Annotated in this window: 20 protein-coding genes and 1 riboswitch; of the genes, 1 reads left to right on the plus strand and 19 read right to left on the minus strand. The window is 39.7% G+C overall.

Annotated features, from left to right (window positions below; all coding sequences use genetic code 11):
• Nucleotides 1-4 precede the first annotated feature (4 nt).
• The 6 genes from AB1471_RS02155 to AB1471_RS02180 form a co-directional block, all read right to left on the minus strand.
• Nucleotides 5-457, minus strand: coding sequence for a MarR family winged helix-turn-helix transcriptional regulator (locus AB1471_RS02155; RefSeq protein WP_367778111.1), 453 nt, complete (start codon nucleotides 455-457; stop codon nucleotides 5-7).
• 121 nt (nucleotides 458-578) lie between these two features.
• Nucleotides 579-803, minus strand: a complete 225-nt coding sequence (locus tag AB1471_RS02160; RefSeq protein WP_367777906.1) for a helix-turn-helix domain-containing protein — start codon at nucleotides 801-803, stop codon at nucleotides 579-581.
• A gap of 107 nt (nucleotides 804-910) precedes the next feature.
• Nucleotides 911-1,354, minus strand: a complete 444-nt coding sequence (locus tag AB1471_RS02165) for an acyl-CoA thioesterase (protein ID WP_367777908.1) — start codon at nucleotides 1,352-1,354, stop codon at nucleotides 911-913.
• A 273-nt stretch (nucleotides 1,355-1,627) separates the two neighbouring features.
• Nucleotides 1,628-2,392 carry a succinate dehydrogenase iron-sulfur subunit gene (gene sdhB, locus AB1471_RS02170; protein WP_367778112.1) on the minus strand — a complete coding sequence of 255 codons (765 nt, stop codon included), beginning with the start codon at nucleotides 2,390-2,392 and terminating at the stop codon, nucleotides 1,628-1,630.
• Nucleotides 2,393-2,412: 20 nt separating this feature from the next.
• Nucleotides 2,413-4,173: a succinate dehydrogenase flavoprotein subunit gene (gene sdhA, locus AB1471_RS02175; protein ID WP_367777909.1), complete on the minus strand. Its 1,761-nt coding sequence runs from the start codon at nucleotides 4,171-4,173 to the stop codon at nucleotides 2,413-2,415.
• A 76-nt stretch (nucleotides 4,174-4,249) separates the two neighbouring features.
• Nucleotides 4,250-4,858 (minus strand): succinate dehydrogenase cytochrome b558 subunit, encoded by a 609-nt coding sequence (locus AB1471_RS02180; RefSeq protein ID WP_367777910.1) that lies wholly within the window; start codon nucleotides 4,856-4,858, stop codon nucleotides 4,250-4,252.
• Between the two features lie 398 nt (nucleotides 4,859-5,256).
• On the opposite strand from AB1471_RS02180, the gene AB1471_RS02185 reads away from it, so the two are divergent.
• Nucleotides 5,257-5,703 (plus strand): YslB family protein, encoded by a 447-nt coding sequence (locus AB1471_RS02185; RefSeq protein ID WP_367777911.1) that lies wholly within the window; start codon nucleotides 5,257-5,259, stop codon nucleotides 5,701-5,703.
• Nucleotides 5,704-5,749: 46 nt separating this feature from the next.
• Here the strand turns inward: AB1471_RS02185 and AB1471_RS02190 are convergent, their stop codons facing one another.
• The 13 genes from AB1471_RS02190 to AB1471_RS02250 form a co-directional block, all read right to left on the minus strand.
• Complete coding sequence (locus tag AB1471_RS02190; RefSeq protein ID WP_367778113.1) at nucleotides 5,750-6,988, minus strand: aspartate kinase; 1,239 nt, start codon at nucleotides 6,986-6,988, stop codon at nucleotides 5,750-5,752.
• Between the two features lie 110 nt (nucleotides 6,989-7,098).
• Nucleotides 7,099-7,279: riboswitch (Lysine riboswitch) on the minus strand.
• Nucleotides 7,280-7,346: 67 nt separating this feature from the next.
• On the minus strand, nucleotides 7,347-9,119 hold the full coding sequence (uvrC, locus tag AB1471_RS02195) for an excinuclease ABC subunit UvrC (protein ID WP_367777912.1): 1,773 nt from the start codon (nucleotides 9,117-9,119) through the stop codon (nucleotides 7,347-7,349).
• A gap of 267 nt (nucleotides 9,120-9,386) precedes the next feature.
• A complete protein-coding gene (gene trxA, locus AB1471_RS02200; RefSeq protein WP_367777913.1) occupies nucleotides 9,387-9,701 on the minus strand; it encodes a thioredoxin in 315 nt (104 codons plus the stop codon).
• A 163-nt stretch (nucleotides 9,702-9,864) separates the two neighbouring features.
• Nucleotides 9,865-10,932 (minus strand): ABC transporter ATP-binding protein, encoded by a 1,068-nt coding sequence (locus AB1471_RS02205; RefSeq protein WP_367777915.1) that lies wholly within the window; start codon nucleotides 10,930-10,932, stop codon nucleotides 9,865-9,867.
• A 13-nt stretch (nucleotides 10,933-10,945) separates the two neighbouring features.
• On the minus strand, nucleotides 10,946-12,424 hold the full coding sequence (locus AB1471_RS02210; RefSeq protein ID WP_367778114.1) for an ABC transporter permease: 1,479 nt from the start codon (nucleotides 12,422-12,424) through the stop codon (nucleotides 10,946-10,948).
• 115 nt (nucleotides 12,425-12,539) lie between these two features.
• Entirely contained in the window at nucleotides 12,540-13,616 is a 1,077-nt protein-coding gene (locus AB1471_RS02215) for an extracellular solute-binding protein (protein WP_367777917.1), read from the minus strand.
• Between the two features lie 216 nt (nucleotides 13,617-13,832).
• The gene (locus AB1471_RS02220; RefSeq protein ID WP_367777918.1) at nucleotides 13,833-14,804 is read right to left on the minus strand and encodes an electron transfer flavoprotein subunit alpha/FixB family protein; all 972 of its coding nucleotides are present in this window, start codon (nucleotides 14,802-14,804) and stop codon (nucleotides 13,833-13,835) included.
• 49 nt (nucleotides 14,805-14,853) lie between these two features.
• Nucleotides 14,854-15,627 (minus strand): electron transfer flavoprotein subunit beta/FixA family protein, encoded by a 774-nt coding sequence (locus AB1471_RS02225; RefSeq protein WP_367777919.1) that lies wholly within the window; start codon nucleotides 15,625-15,627, stop codon nucleotides 14,854-14,856.
• 27 nt (nucleotides 15,628-15,654) lie between these two features.
• The gene (locus AB1471_RS02230) at nucleotides 15,655-16,428 is read right to left on the minus strand and encodes an enoyl-CoA hydratase (protein ID WP_367777920.1); all 774 of its coding nucleotides are present in this window, start codon (nucleotides 16,426-16,428) and stop codon (nucleotides 15,655-15,657) included.
• A gap of 13 nt (nucleotides 16,429-16,441) precedes the next feature.
• Nucleotides 16,442-17,023: a fatty acid metabolism transcriptional regulator FadR gene (fadR, locus tag AB1471_RS02235; protein WP_367777922.1), complete on the minus strand. Its 582-nt coding sequence runs from the start codon at nucleotides 17,021-17,023 to the stop codon at nucleotides 16,442-16,444.
• A gap of 167 nt (nucleotides 17,024-17,190) precedes the next feature.
• Nucleotides 17,191-18,885 carry a long-chain-fatty-acid--CoA ligase gene (locus tag AB1471_RS02240; protein ID WP_367777924.1) on the minus strand — a complete coding sequence of 565 codons (1,695 nt, stop codon included), beginning with the start codon at nucleotides 18,883-18,885 and terminating at the stop codon, nucleotides 17,191-17,193.
• A 333-nt stretch (nucleotides 18,886-19,218) separates the two neighbouring features.
• The gene (locus tag AB1471_RS02245; RefSeq protein ID WP_367777925.1) at nucleotides 19,219-19,626 is read right to left on the minus strand and encodes a DUF350 domain-containing protein; all 408 of its coding nucleotides are present in this window, start codon (nucleotides 19,624-19,626) and stop codon (nucleotides 19,219-19,221) included.
• A 34-nt stretch (nucleotides 19,627-19,660) separates the two neighbouring features.
• Nucleotides 19,661-22,024 (minus strand): endonuclease MutS2, encoded by a 2,364-nt coding sequence (locus AB1471_RS02250; protein ID WP_367777926.1) that lies wholly within the window; start codon nucleotides 22,022-22,024, stop codon nucleotides 19,661-19,663.
• Nucleotide 22,025 lies beyond the last annotated feature (1 nt).

Here is a 22,025-nt window from a genome sequence, read left to right on the forward strand (position 1 = left end):
ACTCTTATTTCATTTCATTGTATAGACGGTTCAAACCTTTTGACAACATTTCTACTTCTTCTTGTGTGAAGTCGATTAGTACCTCATTTAAGTAATGTTGACGTTTATGAATTACCTCTTCAATGATGCGTTCACCTTCATGCAACAGATGGATTCTCACGACACGACGGTCATTTTCATCCTTCACACGCATGACAAGCTCATTTTTCTCCATACGATCTACCAGATCTGTTGTCGTACTGCACGCCAAATACATTTTATTGGATAGCTCTCCAATAGTCATGTCTCCAACTTCAAATAACCATTGTAAGGCGATAAATTGGGGAGGTGTGATCGTATATTGACTTAAAATTTCACGGCCTTTTTGTTTAATGATTCCGGAAATATAACGAAGATCTCTCTCAATGCCCGCCATAACACCGGCAGCATGAAGTTCTTTCGTTGCTTTCGTTTCCATCGGCATTCGACACTCCTATCGTTTTCATTCTATTTTGATTGTCACCTTTTTTTAAAAAAATAGCAAGAATCTTTTCTCTTTATACCACATATGTATTGTAAAAGGGAGAAAACTCCCCTTTTTACAATGTAAGTTCTCCCAATCTAAGTAATTCAACAATCGCTTGCGCTCTTCCTTTAACACCTAGTTTTTGAATGGCATTTGAAATATGATTACGTACCGTTTTTTCGCTAATAAATAGTTCACTCGCGATATCTTTCGTCGTTTTATCTTGTAGCAGTAATACAAAAACTTCGCGTTCTCGTTTCGTTAAAATGGATGAACGATTGTACTGTGCCCGACTCATTTGGATACTCCTCCTCACTTGCTAAGCTGAAGCCAGTTTATCCAGTTTATGAGTCAGTTCGCTAAGGAGTGCGTTGATTTCGAAATCTATTTCATATATGTTAAATTTCAGCGCAAGAGCCGCTCTTTTTGCCCATCTTCCCAAGGGTGTCCTTTGCCTGTTTTTCTAGACATTTGTACCATTGTACCTCTGCCAACAAAAACGGCTTTCCCCTCTCCATTTACACCACGATAATGAATATCAACCGACGATACACCTACTGTTGCTGCTTTCACATATACACGAAGCGTTTCATCAAAATACACTTGTTGCAGAAAATCACACTGCAGATCTGCAACAACTGGTATAGTGTCTTGATCGACTCGAACCCATTCTTGCATAAATCCAATCGCTTTAAAAAATTCAATTCTAGATTGCTCAAAATAAACAAAAGGTACTGTATTATTTAAATGACCAAACATATCTGTTTCAGAAAAACGAACATTTATTTCATGATAAAAAGAAAAGCCCTCTTCCCATTTTTGAAAATCTTCTATGTATTCTACTTTCATGAACCACATCTTCCTTCCAATTATGAATATCCATTCATTTTCTTAATAATAACGTATAAACACGATACAAGATAGATTTTTCTGGTTTTCATCAGTAACAATAAATTAATCAGTTTTTTCAACTCCAGCATGCAAATAAGAGCTTCCCGAAGAGTACGAACTCTGCCACTGGATGGCAAATGCTTAAAATGATCGTTACTCACATTTATCTCTAGATATCACTTTTATCAATAAAAAAGCTGCGGATGCACAAGACATCCGCAGCTTTCATATTTAAACTTGTTGATCGCTTCCGAAAAAGCTTTTGAACATTTGGAAGCTAGTGTCGCGATTAAGCGCTGCGATCGATGTTGTCAAAGGAATTCCTTTTGGACAAGCTTCAACACAATTTTGAGAGTTACCACAGTTGCCAAGGCCACCGTCACCCATAATTGTTTCTAGACGTTCACTTTTATTCATTGCACCTGTTGGGTGAGCATTGAATAAGCGAACTTGCGAAAGGGGTGCAGGTCCGATAAAGCTTGATTTACTGTTTACATTTGGACACGCTTCAAGACAAACACCACAAGTCATACATTTTGAAAGCTCATATGCCCACTGACGTTTTTTCTCAGGCATACGCGGACCAGGTCCCAGATCGTACGTGCCATCAATTGGAATCCATGCCTTCACTTTTTTCAATGAATCAAACATGCGGCTACGGTCAACCTGTAGGTCACGCACTACTGGAAATGTTTTCATTGGCTCCAAACGAATTGGCTGTTCCAACTGATCCACAAGTGCTGTACATGATTGACGTGGTTTTCCGTTTATGACCATTGAACAAGCTCCACAAACTTCTTCTAGACAGCCCATGTCCCATGATACAGGCGTTGTTTTATCACCTTTTTTGTTAAATGGGTTACGACGAATTTCCATTAGTGCAGAAATCACGTTCATATTTGGGCGATAAGGAATTTCAAATTCTTCCATGTAAGGCGTGGAGTTAAGGTCATCTTGTCTGTAAATTTCGAATCGAATCGTTTTTGATTTTGTCATCGTTTCTGCTGCAGTCATGATTACTTAGCTCCTTTCGCTTTAGAGTAATCACGTTTACGAGGCTCGATTAGTGACACATCAACATCCTCATAATAGATCTCCGGTGAATTTGTTGTGGCATCGAATTTTGCCATTGTTGTTTTAAGGAATTGCTCATCATTACGCTCTGGGAAGTCAGGTTTGTAATGTGCACCACGACTTTCGTCACGCTGAAGTGCTCCGATTGTTACAACGCGTGCTAGATGAAGCATGTTTTTCAATTGACGAGTAAAGACCGCACCTTGATTGCTCCATTTTACCGTGTCATTAATGTTGATATTTTCATAACGCTCAAGCAGCTCTTGAATTTTTTCATCTGTTTCTTTAAGCTTGTCGTTGTAACGAACCACTGTTACGTTGTCCGTCATCCACTCACCCAGTTCTTTATGGATAACATAAGCATTTTCTTCGCCATCCATTGACATGATGTGATCCCATTTTGCTTGTTCTTCTTGAACGTGGCGCTCAAATACATCTGCCGAAATATCTTCTACTGTTTTTTCCAAACCATTAATGTATGACACAGCTTTTGGTCCAGAAACCATTCCACCATAAATAGAAGATAAAAGTGAATTAGCACCAAGTCTGTTTGCTCCGTGAATCGAATAATCACACTCGCCAGCAGCAAATAATCCAGGGATGTTTGTCATTTGATCATAATCAACCCATAATCCACCCATTGAATAGTGAACTGCAGGGAAGATTTTCATCGGTATTTTGCGCGGATCATCACCCATGAATTTCTCATAAATTTCAATAATTCCACCAAGTTTAATATCAAGTTCTTTAGGGTCTTTGTGTGAAAGATCAAGGTAAACCATGTTTTCACCGTTAATTCCAAGCTTTTGACGTACACATACATCAAAAATTTCACGCGTTGCAATATCACGCGGAACAAGGTTACCGTAAGCTGGATATTTCTCTTCAAGGAAGTACCATGGCTTACCATCTTTATACGTCCAAACACGTCCACCTTCGCCACGAGCAGATTCACTCATCAGACGGAGTTTATCGTCTCCAGGAATCGCCGTTGGATGAATTTGAATAAATTCTCCATTCGCATAATGTGCACCTTGCTGATAAACGATTGAAGCTGCTGCACCGGTATTGATCACAGAGTTTGTAGATTTCCCAAAAATGATACCAGGTCCTCCAGTCGCTATAATTACCGCATCACCAGGGAATGATAGAATTTCCATTGATTTAAGGTTTTGTGCAACAACGCCACGACAAACACCCTCGTCATCAAGCACTGAACCAAGAAATTCCCAACCTTCGTATTTTGTGACTAAACCTGACACTTCATAGCGACGAACTTGCTCATCAAGTGCATATAAAAGTTGTTGACCAGTTGTTGCACCAGCGAATGCTGTACGGTGATGCTGTGTACCTCCAAAACGTCTAAAGTCAAGCAAACCTTCAGGTGTACGGTTGAACATTACCCCCATACGATCTAGTAAGTGAATAATGCCAGGCGCAGCATCACACATTGCTTTTACAGGGGGTTGGTTCGCTAAGAAGTCTCCACCATATACACTGTCATCAAAATGTTCCCAAGGTGAATCTCCTTCACCTTTTGTATTTACCGCTCCGTTAATACCACCTTGCGCACAAACAGAGTGAGAACGTTTTACTGGAACAAGTGAAAATAAATCAACTGACATTCCAGCTTCCGCCGCTTTAATCGCTGCCATAAGTCCCGCAAGACCTCCACCGACAACGATGATTTTGCCTTTACTCATTTTGTCATCTCCTTACTTTAATCCGCCGACTGAACGTTACTCAGCGCTTCTAACACTCAAAATGTTCATAACCGATTTACAAGAATGCTAATATTGCTCTAACACCAACGATTGTTAGTGCGATAAATGCACCAAGAGTTATATAAGTTGAAATTAGTTGAGATCGTGGTGAAACCGTAATTCCCCATGTTACAAAGAAAGACCAAAGACCGTTTGCAAAGTGGAAGGTTGTCGAAACAACTCCTGCTATGTAAAATGCTAGCATTAGCGGATCAGCTAAAATCGACTCCATCATTCCAAAATTAACCTCTGCACCCCTAGCAGCCGCAATGCGGGTTTCCCAAATATGCCACGTCACAAAAATAAGCGTGAATACGCCTGTGAACCTTTGAAGGACAAACATCCAGTTACGGAAAGTCCCATAACGTTTTGGATTGTTTTTAGCTGTAAATGCAATATATACTCCATATAAAGCGTGGAAATACAGCGGTAAGAAAATAATAAAGATTTCAAGAAGCAGTCTAAATGGTAAGCTTTCCATAAAATGAGCTGCGTCATTAAAAGCTTGTTCGCCTCGAGTCGCGAAATGATTGACTACTAAATGCTGAAGCAGGAAGATCCCTACAGGAATGACTCCTACTAAAGAATGAAGCCTCCTCCAGTAAAACTCTCGATTTTCTGCCATCGAATGTTACCCCCTCTAAATAAATACAAGCAATGTATATCCGTCAAAGTTTTTAAAGTTTACAAGCTTCGACGTCTACACTAGCTTTTTCGCACAATATAACACTTTTGTGACAAATCAATTGTACTCTCATACGTATGGAGCGTCAAGAAAACGTATACATAAAAAGCAATTCTGATATTTCGCTAAATACCTAGTCATTTAAACATTTCTCCATAGAATAATACGGCATCCATGCAAAAAGTCCCATCAAAAGAATGATACATAACTCACAATCTATTATAGTAGGAAGACTTCTTTCTTTATTATGCCCAACATTTCTACCTTTTCTTAATCTATCTCTTACACTTTCGGACGAGTCCACGTATAATAATAGAGTGGAAAGTGAGGGACATCTTATGTCTGAACAAAACGATATTTCAGCCGGACCGTTTGGCTATTCTCTTATTCGAGATGAATTGCTTCCAGCGCTTCTAGGCAATCATACAAATGAGGTCCTTTATTGGGCTGGTAAAAACCTAGCGCAAAAGCACCCCTGTCAAAATGAAGATGAACTCTTTCATTTTTTTGACAAAGCGGATTGGGGCACACTCCAACCCATCAAACAAAAAGGTGACGAAATCATAGTAGAGCTAAGTGGTCCGCTTTTAGAAAAACGAATCGAATTAAATGACGCCGAACATTTTACACTTGAAGCGGGGTTTATCGCTGAACAGTTTGCCATGATGAAACAATGCCAAGCAGAAGCCACACAACACCGCCAGAAACGCAACAGCATTATTCAGTTCGTTATTAAATGGGATTCTAAAGACCCTTACGGCATGCCTTCTAGGAAAAGTAAATGATTTCACACACAGACAAGACGCCTTAGATTAGGCGTCTTGTTTTTAATTATGATAATTGCGGTGATGTCTGAAGCGACTCCAAAGAAAAACTCTCATGAACAATTTGCGCAGCTTTCAACATGTCGATCCTATTCACAACTGTCGACACTTTGATTTCAGACGTACTTACCATTTTAATTGCAATGCCGTATTCAGATAATGTTTGGAACATTTGGGCGGCGACCCCTGGATTAGATACCATCCCTGACCCGACGATCGATACTTTTGCAAGGCCTGTTTCATGCTCTACCTTTTTAAAACCAAGGCTCGCTTGATTTTGATTCAAGACCTCTGAAGCTTCATCTAGCTCAGATTCTTTTATCGAAAAAGATAAATTGGTTGAATTTAACTCGGTTCTACTATGGATAATGATATCAACATTTATATGATTCGCTGCAAGTGTAGTAAAAACCGATGCCAAGCCTGTAATTTCATCTTCTAACCCAAAAATGGTTACACGAACAATATCTTCTTCAAATGCAACACCGCGCACGACTAAATTTTCTTCCAAGTTGGAACCCTCCTCTATCAATGTACCTTCTTTTTCTTCAATACTTGATCTTACTGTTAATGGAATCGAATGAATTTTAGCAAACTCAACTGCACGAGGATGCAATACACCTGCACCAAGGTTTGCTAATTCTAACATTTCATCATATGAAATCCCTGCTAGCTTACGCGCTCCTTTTATGTAGCGTGGATCAGACGTATATACCCCATCGACATCTGTATAGATATCACAGCGAACAGACTTCAATGAAGCGGCAAGGGCAACAGCTGTAGTATCGGAACCACCTCTGCCAAGGGTAGTAATCTCTTGATTTATATCTATTCCTTGAAATCCTGCAACTACGACAACTTTGCCACGCTCTAATTCTTCACTTATTCTTGCTGTTTCGATATGTGTAATTCGTGCTTTACTGTGAATCGCTTCCGTTTGAATTCCTGCTTGCCATCCCGTCATCGAAACGCTCTCATAACCTTTACTCTGGAGCGCTATTGATAGTAAGGAAATCGTCATTTGTTCACCAGTAGTCAAAAGCATATCCATATCACGTTTATTCGGCTTGTTTGTAATTTCAGTGGCTAAACGAAAAAGTTCATCCGTTGTTTTTCCCATCGCTGACACTACAACTACCACTTGGTTTCCGTTGTCTACTTCTTGAATGACTCTCGTTGCAACATGCTGGATCTTTTCCACAGAACCAACCGATGTGCCACCGAATTTCTGTACGATCAAACTCATTTTCTTCCTCTTTTCTATCTTTATTTCTCGACCAAGCGCAAAAATGAAACGCAAAAAAGCAACGGGAAAGCTCTCCCATTGCTTTTGAACAAATACATTCATCGCTGCACAGGTGAGATAGCTCTCCAAGATGAATGAACATCTTGACAGCTCTACATTTCTTAAATGCAGAACCAGTACTTGGCTGGATGAGCAGCCCCTTACTTCGGCGATTGTCCCTTTCACAATGCTTCACAGGACTCCATCATCCTCAGCAATGGTACTTTTGACTTTCGCACCTCTATCCCCACTTTAAAAAGAAAAGTGAGTTCGTATAAACTTTTTGTCAGTATAACACAGCGTTTTTAACATCTCAATACTATTCTTTCATTTTTCTCACAATTCTTTCTGCCGTAGCAGGTGGCATTCCAGCAGCCACGACTTCTTCAAGCGTTGCTTCACGAAGCTTTTTAACCGATCCAAAGTGACGAAGTAATTTCTTTTTACGCTGTGGACCGATACCCGGAATTTCATCTAAAATGGATTGAATCGAATTTTTACCGCGCAGTTGTCGATGAAACGTAATAGCAAATCGATGCACTTCGTCTTGAATTCGTTGCAGCAGGTAAAATTCTTGGCTTCTTCTACCTAGTGGAATCACTTCTAATGGATTTCCATACAGTAGCTGAGACGTTTGGTGACGATCATCTTTAGCAAGACCTGCTAATGGAATGTCCAACCCAAGTTCATCCGACAAAATTCCACGTGCCGCTTCGATTTGTCCTTTACCGCCATCAATAACAATTAAATCGGGTAATGGCAACTCTTCTTTTAACACACGCGTATAACGGCGACGGATAACTTCACGCATGGAACCGTAATCATCAGGTCCTTGTACTGTGTTAATTTTATATTTGCGGTACTCTTTTTTTTCCGGCTTTCCATCGATAAAAACGACAAGTGCCGATACCGCATCGCTGCCTTGAATATTCGAGTTATCAAATGCTTCAATTCTGAGAGGCGTGTGGATATTCATCGCCATCCCAAGCTGTTCCACCGCTTTAATCGTTCTATTTTCATCCCTCTCAATAATTGAAAATTTTTCTTGAAGAGCAATGACTGCATTTTTTTCAGCTAATTTCAGTAGATCTTTTTTTTGACCTCGAACAGGCTGACGTACCTTTACCTCTAGTAACTCTTCCGCCATTTCCGCGTCAACTTGCAAGGGCACAAGAACTTCCCTCGGTTTAAAGTGGTTTGTCTTCATATAAAATTGACCCAAAAATGTTAAAAACTCTTCTTCCGGTTCATCGTAAATTGGAAACAACGAAACATCACGCTCAATCAACTTTCCTTGACGAATAAAAAAGACCTGCACGCACATCCAGCCTTTATCAACACCATAACCAAAAATGTCACGATTCGTAAAATCATTCATCGCCATTTTCTGCTTTTCCATGGTCGCTTCAATGTGGGTAATTTGATCTCTGAATTCCATCGCACGTTCAAACTCAAGATTTTCTGATGCTGCTGTCATTTTTTTATGAAGCGATTCTTTTACTTCTTTATATCCACCATTTAAAAAACGAGCAATGTCATCTGTCATTTGTCTGTACGTTGATTCATCCACGTTAAATTCACAAGGAGCAAGACATTGACCTAAATCATAATAGAGACAAACTCGATCCGGCAATGTCGTACATTTTCTGAGCGGATACATACGATCAAGCAATTTCTTTGTTTCATTTGCTGCTTGAGCGTTAGGATATGGACCAAAATACCGACCCTTATCTTTTTTTACTTTCCGTGTAATCAGCAACCTTGGATGTCTCTCTGCTGTCACTTTTAAAAATGGATACGTTTTGTCATCCTTCAACATAACGTTGTACTTCGGATCATGCTTTTTGATCAAATTTAACTCTAAAATAAGTGCTTCAATATCAGAAGACGTAACGATGTATTCAAAATCCTCAATTTCAGATACGAGACGTTGTGTTTTGCCATCGTGAGATCCAGTAAAATAAGAACGAACTCTCATTTTCAGCCGTTTTGCTTTGCCAATATATATAATGGTGTTTTGACGATCCTTCATTAAGTAGCAGCCAGGTTGATCGGGTAACACAGCAAGCTTGTGCTTCAGCAAATCATTCATTACAAGCCCTCCTGTATTTAGATAAGTTTCTTTTACTTCATCATAAGTATTTAGGGAAGGAAATGCAAAAATAGAGGGATAAATATGTTTTAAAAAATGGATGCTTGCTCAACTATACTGGTGGGAGATGGGGAAGATGGTAGATTTGAGGAGTGATTCATACGAAACATGATTATTCTTTTAGCTTCACACGGGCTCGAACAACGATGCCATACCCCTAACTAATTCACAAAAAAGAACCGGGCATTATCGCCCGGTCCTTCTCATTTATACATGTTTATTTAGAAGTTCTTCAAGTGATTCTTTTGGTTGGAATCCAACAACTTTATCCACTACTTCGCCGTCTTTTAATACGACAAGTGTAGGAATACTCATAACACCAAATTTGCTTGCTGTTTCTTGGTTTTGATCAACATCAAGCTTAACAATTTTAACTTTCTCGCCCATTTCAGCATCTAGTTCTTCAAGAACAGGTGCAATCATTTTACAAGGGCCACACCAAGGTGCCCAAAAATCCGCAAGAACCAGACCTTCATTCGTGTCAGTTGTAAATGTTTGATCAGTAGCATGTGCAATCGCCATGTGTATTTCCTCCTTAGTAAATCTAATATAGGAAAAGTATAGCACCCTCCAGGTTGATACGCTAATAATTTGCCTACCACAGATTATCACCTGAGCCGACGGGTTTTACAGCTTTGTTGTTCAGTCTAACTGCCGTTAAATTATCGTTGAGCTGGATTGAAGATTACGCATGCTGCAGTTCTTTTGATTCATTGACGTTTTCAGATGATTGTTCTGGTAAAAAGTAATAATCTTTAAATGAGAACCTTACTTTACCTCCAATATCGGGAAGAGCAAAAAACGGATCACTCGTGAAGAATGACAGTTTGACTTTGCCGACTGTCATCACGACTTCTTTATACTCTCCTTCAAACGCCACTTGCTTAATCACACCTTCGTAATCTCCACCTGGTGAAATACCGATGCTGTCTCTTCGAATGACCAAGTACCCCTGTCCTTCACCGTTTGAAGGATCATAGAGCTTACCAAGGGGAGTATGAATATAGTCCCCTATTTTCTCCGCTTCTACCAAATTAGAGCGAGATAAAAATCGAGCGACAAATGGAGTAGCAGGAGAGTGATAGACCTCTTGTGGTGTACCAAACTGCTCCACTCTCCCTTTATTCATCACGATGATCTTATCCGCAATGGCAAGTGCATCTTTTTGATCATGTGTAACAAATACAGTCGTAATTTTGGCTTGTTTTAAAATACGTTTTACTTCAAAACGCATCGTGTATTTCAGTTCTGCATCTAAATTGGAGAATGGTTCATCCATTAACAATACCTTTGGCGAAGGTGCTAATGCACGTGCTAATGCAACCCGTTGTTTTTGCCCTCCAGAAAGTTCATGTGGGAAGCGTTTGTTCATACCCTGTAACCCTACAAGATCGAGCATTGTTTGAATCAGTGTTCCGCATTCCTTCGTTGGTTTCTGGACACCGAAGCGAATATTATCTTCTACGCTTAAATGCGGGAATAAAGCATAGTCTTGAAAAACCATCCCTACTTTACGTTTATTCACCGGAACCCAACTATGTGAAGAATCGATTGGTTGATCACTTAAGCGTAACGTTCCTTCAGATTGCATTTCAAATCCAGCTATCACTCGTAGTGTCGTTGTTTTACCGCAGCCACTCGGACCTAGGATTGCAACAATTTCTCCTTCATTTACATCGAAGTTAACGTTCGATAGTACAGATTCACCTTTTACAAATGATTTGCAGATATTTTGTAGTTGAATAGATGCCACGGGTAACCATCTCCTAATATTTGTTCATAATCCAACGAATAGGAAGTATTGAAATAAGAATGATAAGTAACGCACTTGGCGCCGCCATTGCGTAATACCCTTCTGACGTTTCGATCCATACGCGGACCGCTAATGTATCAAATCCTGCTGGACGCAGTAATAAAGTTGCTGGCAACTCCTTAATCACACTTACAAATACAAGTGAAAAACTTGCGATTATACCTGGTTGAATCAGACGTAAAATAACTTGATTTAAAACTTGTACCGGTTTTTTCCCTAAGCTCAATGCCGCCTCATCAATTTTTGGAGAGATTTGCCCCATCGATGATTCAGTTGATTGTAATGACTGAGGAAGAAAACGCATCACATATGCCATAATCAACATAGCAATGGTTCCATATAAAAATGGGATGTAATTAATAAAGATAAAAATTACCCCTAAAGCAACAATAACACCTGGTAAAGCATAGCTTAAATAACTAATAACGTCCACAATACGTGACATACCACTATTAAACCTTGTTTTCACATAAATAAGTGGTAATGCTAACACTAGGCAAAGTAAAGAGGTTATTGCAGCAGCCATAAAACTATTCATTGTGAACGCAAAAAAGCGAGAATCAATCACTCCTTCTACAACAGCGAGCCCGCTCCAATATAGAAGGACCCCAATAGGAAGTGCAGCAAACAATCCAAACACCGTACTTACGAATATAAGCGCAGGTACTTTCCATTTACCAAGATCAATTAATGTCGGTGCTTTACTCGTACCATCTACCTGATAAAACTTCATTCGACGTTTCGATGCATATTGAATCCCCAGAAAAACAAGTGTGATTACAATCAAGATCATACTAAAAATAGAAGCGCCAACTCGGTCAAAGCTCCCCATTTGAAAATAGATTGCTTGTGTAAAGGTTGGGTACCGAAGCATGGCAACTGAACCAAAATCACTCACTACATAGAGCGCTACTAAAATGGCTCCCGATCCAATAGCCGGCCGAACCATTGGAATGGTTACTTTACGAATGACACCAAAATGTGATAATCCACTTATATATCCAGCCTCTTCAAAAGAAGGGTTAATCTTTTGTAGTGATGCGCTAACAATCAAATAAATATACGGATACGTAAACCCGGTTATAATTAATACGACCATCGGAAATGAGAAAACGTCAATAGTCGTTCCAAACAAGTTATCAACCAAGCCACGAGGTCCAAATAAAATAATGTAAGACACAGCCCCGACGTAAGCAGGAATCGTTAAAGGGACAACAAGTAACCAACGCCATACTCTCCTGCCTGGTAAATTCGTCTTGACGACAAGTATGGCTGATACTACCCCAATTATGAGACCAAGAAACGTTACTGTAAGAGTTAAACTTAAAGTTTTTTCTAATAAAAAAGGAATGCGAGTATCTAATAATTCTAACCAACGTTGACTGCCATTATCAAACGAGCGAATTCCGATATATATAATCGGAATCACCATAAAAATCCCGGTCAAGATCACCATCGCACTTAAAGTAGGACCCGGTGATTTAGACGAACGAAAGAAACGACCAAAAGTTCGCAGGATTGCCCCTCGAACTTTTGATCTATTTTGGTTATTGGACTTCAAGCGGAAGACCTGACTGGTCGATCAATTGTTTAGCGTCGTTCCAAACTGGTCCTAAATCACTTAATGGCATGTCCATGGTTTTATACTCGTTAATTGGCAATGCTTCTGGTACTGCTTCAACATCAGGATGAAGTGGCGTTTCTTTTGAGTTGTATGAGAAATCTCTCATGTTTTCTTCTTCAAGCATAAAGGAGATAAATGCTTCTGCATTTTCTGGGTTTGGTGCTCCTTCAATGAAACCAATTCCAGATGCGTTAACAAATGCGCCCATTTCGTCTTCACCTTGGTCAGGATAAATAAAACCAACGTTATTGTCTTTTGGTTCACCTAGTTGTTGGTGATAATAGTAGTTGTTTACAAGACCAAATTTGAATTCGCCAGCACCAACCGCTTTACGAATGTCACCGTGGCCAGCAAGAATTGCTCCTGCATTTTCTCCTACATTTTTGATCCATTCTGATGTTTTATCGTCACCCCATTGTGTTCGTAGTGCAGCAACTTGAGAAATCATAGAGCCGTTTCCTCCACGAACCATTGCAAATTCATCAGCCCATTTTGGATCTGCAAGTTCTTCCATCGTTTGAGGCATTTCTTCCTCTGAAATCAGGTCCTTATTATAAATAAATCCTCTTGTTCGTGCTGATAGTCCAATCCAAGAATTATCATCCGCACGATACTTATCCTCAATGATCTCAGCATCTTCCCCCGTATATGGTTGCAATGCACCTTCTAACTTAAGGAACTCCATTGCAGCCGTATCGGTTGAAAAGAAAATATCAGCTTGAGGATTTACTTGTTCCTCATGGATACGATTCACAATTGTCTCGTCAGAAGGAAGAAGCTTGACTTCAACACCTGTTTCTTCTTCAAATTTATCTAAAATCGGTTGAACGAATTCTTCTTTTCGAGAAGAATACACAACCAACTTACCTTCTAATTCTGAATTTCCAACTGTTTCTTCGTTCGATCCTGCTTCTTCGTCTTCTGAATCTGAACTGCATGCGACCATGATGACTGCAACTAATGAAAGCAGTGCAACAAGCCAAATTTTTCTTTTATCCATGACCTTACCTCCTATGTAATATGTTTGACTTCAATTTTGTATCTTGAACTGATAATGATTATCGTTGACAAGATTTAGTTTACTCTAATTGATAATCGTCGTCAATAGGATTCAGGGAAATAATTGAGAATGATTATCGTTTTTAAATAGAGGTGATAGCAAACAATATAAAAACCCCTTCAACTCATCAGTTGAAGGGGTTCCCTCATTCACTTATTAAGATACTTTTACTTTTTTAAATTCTTCAATTAATAGTGGAATAACATCAAATAGATCTCCTACGATACCGTAGTCAGCTACTTTAAAGATGTTTGCCTCAGGATCCTTATTGATGGCAACGATAACTTTTGAGTTCGACATCCCAGCCATGTGCTGAATTGCCCCTGAAATTCCGGCTGCAATGTACAGGTCAGGTGTCACAACTTTACCTGTTTGACCGATTTGAAGGGAATAGTCACAGTATTCCGCGTCACATGCGCCACGTGATGCTCCAACTGCTCCTCCAAGAAGGTTCGCTAGTTCTTTTAATGGTTCGAACCCATCTTCACTCTTAACGCCACGTCCACCCGCTACAATAACTTTCGCTTCTGACAAATCAACGCCGTCTGTTGTTTTACGAACAACGTCTTTAATGATCGTGCGAAGATCTTTAATTTCTACATCCATCGAAATAACGTCACCAGAGCGGCCTGATTCTTTTTCCAGTGGAGCAATGTTGTTTGGACGGATGGTTACAAAAACAAGGCCGTCTTTCACAACTTTCTTCTCGAATGCTTTACCACTGTAAATCGGACGAACGAAAACAGCTTCTCCGGCATCTTCTTCGATCGATGTCACATCTGAAATTAATCCGCTTCCTAACTTTCCTGCAATACGTGGAGACAAGTCTTTTCCTAACGCAGTATGTCCAAATACCATTCCGTCTGGGTCTTCTGCTTCTATTACAGCTAATATGGCTTGAGCATAACCATCAGAGGAATACTTCTTTAATTTCTCATCTTCAACTGTTACGACTTTGTCTGCTCCGTATGCAATTAGCTCAGATCCCAATGAGGAAACTGAACCTCCAACTAAAACGCTTACAATTTCGCCACCATCTGAAATTTGTTTTCCAGCTGAGATCGCTTCGAACGATACATTGCGAAGAGCCCCATCCCTTGCTTCTGCTAATACTACAATCTTTTTCATACTCGTTTCCCCCCTGAAAGTTGATAATCAATATTATATGACCTCTAAGTTAGATAACTTTCGCTTCTTTACGGAGTAGGTCTATCAATTCTTTTACTTGCGTATCTATATCACCTTCGAGAACTCGACCCGCTTCTTTTTTCGGCGGAAGATAGATTTCAATTGTTTTTGTTTTAGATTCCACATCGTCTTCTTCAAGCTCTAGATCATCAAGCTCGATTTCATCAAGAGGCTTTTTCTTTGCCTTCATGATACCCGGAAGAGATGGATAACGAGGGTCGTTTAGACCTTGTTGTGCGGTCACAAGTAGTGGAAGAGACGTTTCAATTGTTTCAGAATCACCTTCTACGTCACGTACGATCGTAACCGTTTCACCTTCAATGTTGATACTAGTGATGGTTGTTACATAAGGAATGTTTAGTTGCTCTGCAACACGTGGTCCGACTTGACCAGAACCGCCGTCGATTGCTACATTTCCTCCAATAATTAAATTAGCCTCTTTATCCTTTAAATACTCGGCTAAAATACGAGCAGTTGTAAATTGATCGCTTTCTTCTACATCATCTTCAATGTTGATCAATACTGCTTTATCAGCACCCATAGCAAGTGCGGTACGAAGTTGTTTTTCTGCTTCATCAGAACCTACAGAAACAACAGTTACTTCACCACCGTGTTCATCGCGAAGCTGGATCGCTTCTTCAATGGCATATTCATCATAAGGATTGATAATAAATTCTGCTTCGTCGTCTGCAATTTTCCCACCACTAATTGAAATCTTCTCTTCTGTATCAAACGTTCTTTTCATCAATACGTAAATGTCCATGTTGATTCCCCCCGTTTATAAAATGAATTATTCTCCCTTAAAAACCGGTGTTCTTTTTTGAATAAATGCTTCGATGCCTTCTTTCGCATCATTTGAAGTGAACACTTCCCCAAACCATTCAGCCTCTTTATCAGCACCTTTTTCAAAATCAGCATTTTTTGCGTATTGGAGTAAGTCCAACGCAGCTTTAACAGCTATGGGGCTTTGCTGTGCCATTCTCAATGCAAGCGCTTTTGATTTTTCAAAAACTTCTTCTTCAGAAACAGCTTTATTAGCAAGTCCCCATTGTACAGCTTCAGTTCCTGAAATGGGCTCGCTTGTAAGAAGCATTTCTGCCGCTTTCGCAAACCCTACTAATCTAGGCAAACGCTGAGAGCCTGCAAATCCAGGTACCAGACCAAGCTGAAGCTCAGGTAGCCCAAGCTTAGCCTTATCGCTTACATAACGAATATGACAACCCATGGCAAGCTCTAATCCACCGCCTAATGCCGCACCGTGAATGGAAGCAATGATTGGCTTTGAAAAAGATTCCATACGTTCAAAAACGTGTTGACCTCTTTTCGCTAGCTCACTGAACGCCACGCCATCTTCGATTTGAGTGAACTCTTTAATATCCGCACCGGCAGAAAAGAAGCGCCCTTCACCATGTATCAACAAACAACGCACCTGTTGATCGTGCTCAACCGCTGTCAACCATTGATCGATTTCTTTAATGAGTTGACTAGACAGAGCATTGGCAGGAGGTCGCTGAATCATTGCGATAGAAACGAATTGGTCATTTTCCCATGTTAAAAAGTCCATCTTCTTCTCCTCCTTATTTACTTAATGCCTTCACAAGAAGTGAATGAATTTCTGGCGCAAGTTTCGTAATGTCATATTTTTGCTCATTGATGACCCACGTTGTTACTACCTCATCAATCGTACCAAAGACCATTTGTCTTGCCAATCGTATATCTAATTCTTCTGAAAATATTTGCTTTTTAACGCCATTATGTAGGATTTCATCCACGAGTAAAAGATACTCTTTTAGCACCTCGTTAATTTTAAGACGAATATCTTTGTTTGACTGTCTAAGCTCCAGTTGTGTCACAATGGCAAGATGATAATCTTCTGACAACATATAAAAATGACTCTCGATTAAAACTTCTAGCTGTTCAACTGCATTCTCCTTGCCAGCCATTCTGCTACGAATCGAGCGCACAAACTGTCCCATTTTTTCTTCAAATAAAGAAATCAAAATGTCTTCTTTATTTTTAAAATAAAGATAGATTGTACCGTCTGCTACACCTGCTTGCTTCGCAATTTTTGAAACCTGTGCATGATGATAGCCATTTTCTGCAATAACTACAACAGCTGCATCGATGATTTGTTTGTATTTTGGTTTATCTTTTTTCAATGGTTATCACCTTTCATTCAATCTGATTCATTAAAAACAAAAAGACGAAAATATGAATGAATCATCATTCATATTTTCATCTTACTAACTACTACTGTTTTAGTCAAGTATATTACAACAGTGACAAAAATGGAAAGAGTCAATTGGTAGCACTCTTTCCCGCCATCCTATCCCAGCTTTTGATTGGTCTGCTTTTCTTTTTCTTCCTCAACAAGCTTTCTTCTAAGAATTTTACCTACTGCTGTCTTTGGCAGTTCATCTCTAAATTCATAGAGTCTTGGAACCTTGTATGATGCAAGGTGTTGACGGGCAAATTGATCGAGCTCTTCTTCTGATGCTGTATGACCTTGTTTTAGAACAATAAATACTTTTACCGTTTCGCCGCGGTATGCATCCGGTACACCCACGGTTACAACTTCTTGCACTGCAGGGTGTTCATACATCACTTCTTCAATTTCACGCGGATAAATGTTGAAGCCACCAGCAATAATCGTATCTTTTTTACGATCGACCACGTAGAAGAACCCTTGCTCATCCATGTATCCTAAATCGCCGGTGTGAAACCAACCATCCTTTAAGACTGCTGCTGTTTCTTCAGGTTGATTCCAGTAACCTTTCATGACTTGTGGGCCTTTTACTACGATTTCACCAATTTCACCTTGAGGAGCAGCTTCTGCTGTGTCCATTGATACAATCTTACAATCTGTATCTGGCCACGGTACTCCTACACTGCCTTTAATTCTTTTTTGATCCCAAACAAAGTTTCCATGCGTAACCGGAGATGTTTCGGTTAACCCATACCCTTCAACGAGCTTTCCACCTGTTAGCTTCTCGAATTTTTCTTGTACTTCAATTGGCAGTGGAGCAGATCCACTTAAACATGATTCCACTGAAGTAAGATCATATTTGTGTAAATCTGGATGATTCAATATTCCAATGTAAATCGTTGGTGCTCCTGGGAACATCGTTGGTCGTTGCTTGTGAATGGTTTTTAGTGCTGTCTCTACATCAAACTTTGGTAGTAGCACCATTTTGTCCCCTTGCATTACGGACGTAATCATTACCGTTGTCATGCCATAGACGTGGAAAAATGGGAGGATTCCCAGAGTAACACCTTCACCTTTTTTGTTTTTGTAAAGCCACGCATCGCACATAGATGCATTAGCAACCAAATTTTTATGTGTCAACATAACACCTTTAGGAGAGCCTGTTGTTCCACCAGTATATTGAAGAAGGGCAAGGTCTTCCTCCAAATCAAGGACTTGCTCCACTGGATCTGGTGTAGCGATTTTCAAGATTTCAGTTAACAGGTGATTGTGCCCCCTGTGCTCAACCTTAACCGTTATTCCATGCTGCTTCTTCTGAATAAATGGGTAAATAAGTTTTTTAGGAAATGGCAGAAAATCTTTAATCCCTGTAATGATCATATGCTCTAAGTCTGTGTCATTAAAAACTTTTGACACACGCGGGAATAATATGTCAAGCGTTATAATCGCTTTTGCACCCGAATCTTTCATTTGATATTCAATTTCCCTTTCGGTGTACAATGGGTTCGTTTGTACAACAATGGCGCCTGCATATAAAATTCCGTAATACGCAATAACAGACGCTGGTGTGTTCGGTAACATAATAGCTACACGATCATCTTTTTCGATGCCAATGTCTTGTAAATATTTAGCCATTTTCAATGAACTTTCGTGCATTTCTTTGTAGGTAAACTCCTTGCCCATAAAGTGAACTGCCACCTTGTCAGGATAAAGCTTGGATGCCTCGGTTAAATACGCATGAACCGGTTTCAACTCATAATCGAGTGTTGTAGGTATCTCGTCCGGATACAGCGCATGCCACGGCTTAACTGACATGTAAATCCCTCCTTGTAAATATAATGAAAAATTAGAAAATTCATATTTCTATTTCATTATAATCTATCTAGTAAGCGGTTACAATTTATCAATAAAAAAAGATACAGAAATCGGTTACTGTTCTGTATCTCCTTATTTATATCTATGAAATTTTTTTTATAATATTCTTGTTCTTCATACAGTTGGATGCCGTTACTTTACTCAAATTCATCGAAGCTGAGCAAGCCACGTCTGACTATGATTACATAGACACCAAATAAATAATCCCTATGACCATAAATGCCCCACAGCAAACAAGCAATACTTTCGACAGTGTCTCCATTGCTTTTCCTCCTAAGTAATACTAGCTCCGATTACATACGATAAACCGATCGTAATGACCATTGCAATTAAGCCTACCGCCTTATTATTGTTTTGAATTTCTTCGTCTACACGAAAGCGAGGTGTCAAAAATTCAAACATAAAATAGGCAATAAGCAATAGAACAAAGCCAAAAACACCCCATCCTATCATCTTAATGAGCGTATCGTGTTGATCAATCGAATGACGAAAAATATTCGCAATCCCAAAGATCTTACCGCCAGTTGCCATAGCTACAGAAATATTTCCTTTTTTAATTTCATTCCAATTATTATATTTTGTAACGAGTTCAAAAATTGCTAGAAAAACAATCATACATAGGACAGCAACGCTATAATATCCTGCCGTTTCAATGAGCGGATGTTGCCAAAAATCATCCATGCTTCCGAACCACCTTTATTCGTATTTCCTTTTGTTACTTAAATTCTACCACGGTTACACCACTTCCGCCCTCTCCATTTTCACCAAGTCGAACGCGTTTGACCGAACGGTGGCTTTTAAGCTTTTCTTGAACACCACTTCGAAGAGCGCCTGTCCCTTTCCCATGAATAATTGATACACGTGGATAACCTGCCAGTAAGGCATCATCAATATACTTATCGACTCGTAACAAAGCATTTTCAAAACGCTCTCCCCGCAGATCAAGCTCTAATCCAACGTGATACTCTTTACCTTTAACGGTCGCAAGCGGTTTTGGCTCTACTTTCTTCTCACTCTTTACGAACTCCAAATCCTTTTCTTGGACCTTCATTTTTAAAATACCGATCTGAACGCCCCATTCCGTATCAGACACCTTAGAGATCAAGTTACCTCGTTGACCGAATGTTAATACGTTAACCTCATCTCCAGGTTGAAGAACTCTTTTTGTTGACTGAGTAGATTTGATTTTTTTTATTTTGTTAGATTGCTTAGGAGCAGCGTCATCTAGACGTTTCCTTGCGTCGATTAGCTCATGCTCTTTTACTTCAGCATTTTTTTCTAATCGAAGCTTACGTAAATCGGTTAAAATTTCTTCGGACTCTGCTTTTGCCTGATCAATGACTGCACTCGCTTTTTGGCGAGCTTTTTCATACAAATCATCACGCTTATCGTAAAATTCGATCATTTGTTTTTGAATATCTTTGTGTAGCTTTTCTGCTTCTTTTAAATAATCATGTGCGTCCTCATAGTCTTGCTCTGCACTTTTCCGGCTAGATTCAAGTGATGCAATCATTGCCTCCACGGCTTTACTGTCCGTTCCAACGAATGTTTTCGCATGATCAATAACGCTTTGCTCTAATCCTAGGCGTTTAGATATTTCAAATGCATTACTACGACCTGGTACACCAATTAATAATCGATAGGTCGGGCTTAACGTGTTAACGTCGAACTCTACGCTGGCATTCACTACACCTTGTCGATTGTATCCATATGCTTTTAACTCAGGATAGTGAGTGGTTGCTACGACTCTTGCACCTTTGTTGTGTACTTCATCTAAAATGGAAATGGCAAGCGCTGCACCTTCTTGAGGATCTGTTCCCGCTCCGAGTTCATCAAATAAAACGAGGCTGCCATGGTCAACCTGTTTTAAGATGCTCACGATATTGACCATATGAGAAGAAAACGTGCTGAGACTTTGCTCAATCGACTGCTCGTCTCCAATGTCTGAGTAGACAGAATCAAACACAGCAATTTTCGAACCATCTAACACTGGGAGTGGCAAACCAGCTTGTGCCATTAATGTACATAAACCGATCGTCTTTAACGTGACGGTTTTCCCACCTGTATTCGGTCCTGTAATCACAATTGACGTAAAATCTTCTCCCATAAAAATATCATTCGCGACCGCTTCGTCTATTGGCAATAGTGGATGCCTTGCTTTATTTAAATGGATGATGCCTTGATCATTTACTTCTGGTTTCGTTGCTTTGATCGCACGTCCGTATTTTGCTTTTGAAAACATGAAGTCAATTCCGCCAAGAACATCGACTGTCATCAAAAGATCATAAGCTTCAGCACTAACGGCTAAGCTTAACTCGAGTAAAATACGATCGATCTCTTCTTGCTCCTTTAATCTCTGTTCTCTTAATTGATTGTTAAAGTTTACAATCGCTTCTGGTTCGATAAATAGCGTTTGACCAGACGAAGATTGATCGTGCACGATCCCACCGTAATGACCTCGGTATTCTTGTTTAACAGGAATAACGTAGCGATCATTACGAATCGTAATAATCGCATCAGAAAGCATTGTTTGGGCATTTTTCGAACGTATACTACCTTCAAGCTTTTCACGGATTCTGCTTTCACTTGAACGTATTTTTTGACGAATGCTACGTAGCTCAGCACTTGCTGAATCAAGCACATCCCCGTTTTCATCAATTGCATCAAAGATCATATGTTCTAGTGAAGTTAGGATTGCCATCGCTTCTTTTTTATTTTCTAGTATAGGTAGTTCAATTTCTTCAGAATCTACTAGGTTCTCAACAAATTGACGAATTATTTTACTTGCTCGAATGGTACTTGCGATTTCCACTAATTCCAACGGGCTTAGCGTACCACCGATTTGTGAGCGTTTAACATGAGGTCGGATATCAAAAATCCCGCTTAAAGGCATACCACCTTTTAAACGCAAGACAGTCGATGCTTCATCTGTTTCATCCTGCCATTGAATCACTTCTTCTAAAGAAGTTGAAGGTTCCATGCGATTAATTCGAATGCTTCCAAGCTCGGATGCTGCGTACCCCATAACGAGATTTTTTATTTTATCAAACTCTAACGTTTTGATTGTTTTTGCGTTCAAC

This window comes from Jeotgalibacillus marinus (genome assembly GCF_040801915.1).
GTDB classification, from domain to species: Bacteria; Bacillota; Bacilli; order Bacillales; family Jeotgalibacillaceae; genus Jeotgalibacillus; species Jeotgalibacillus marinus.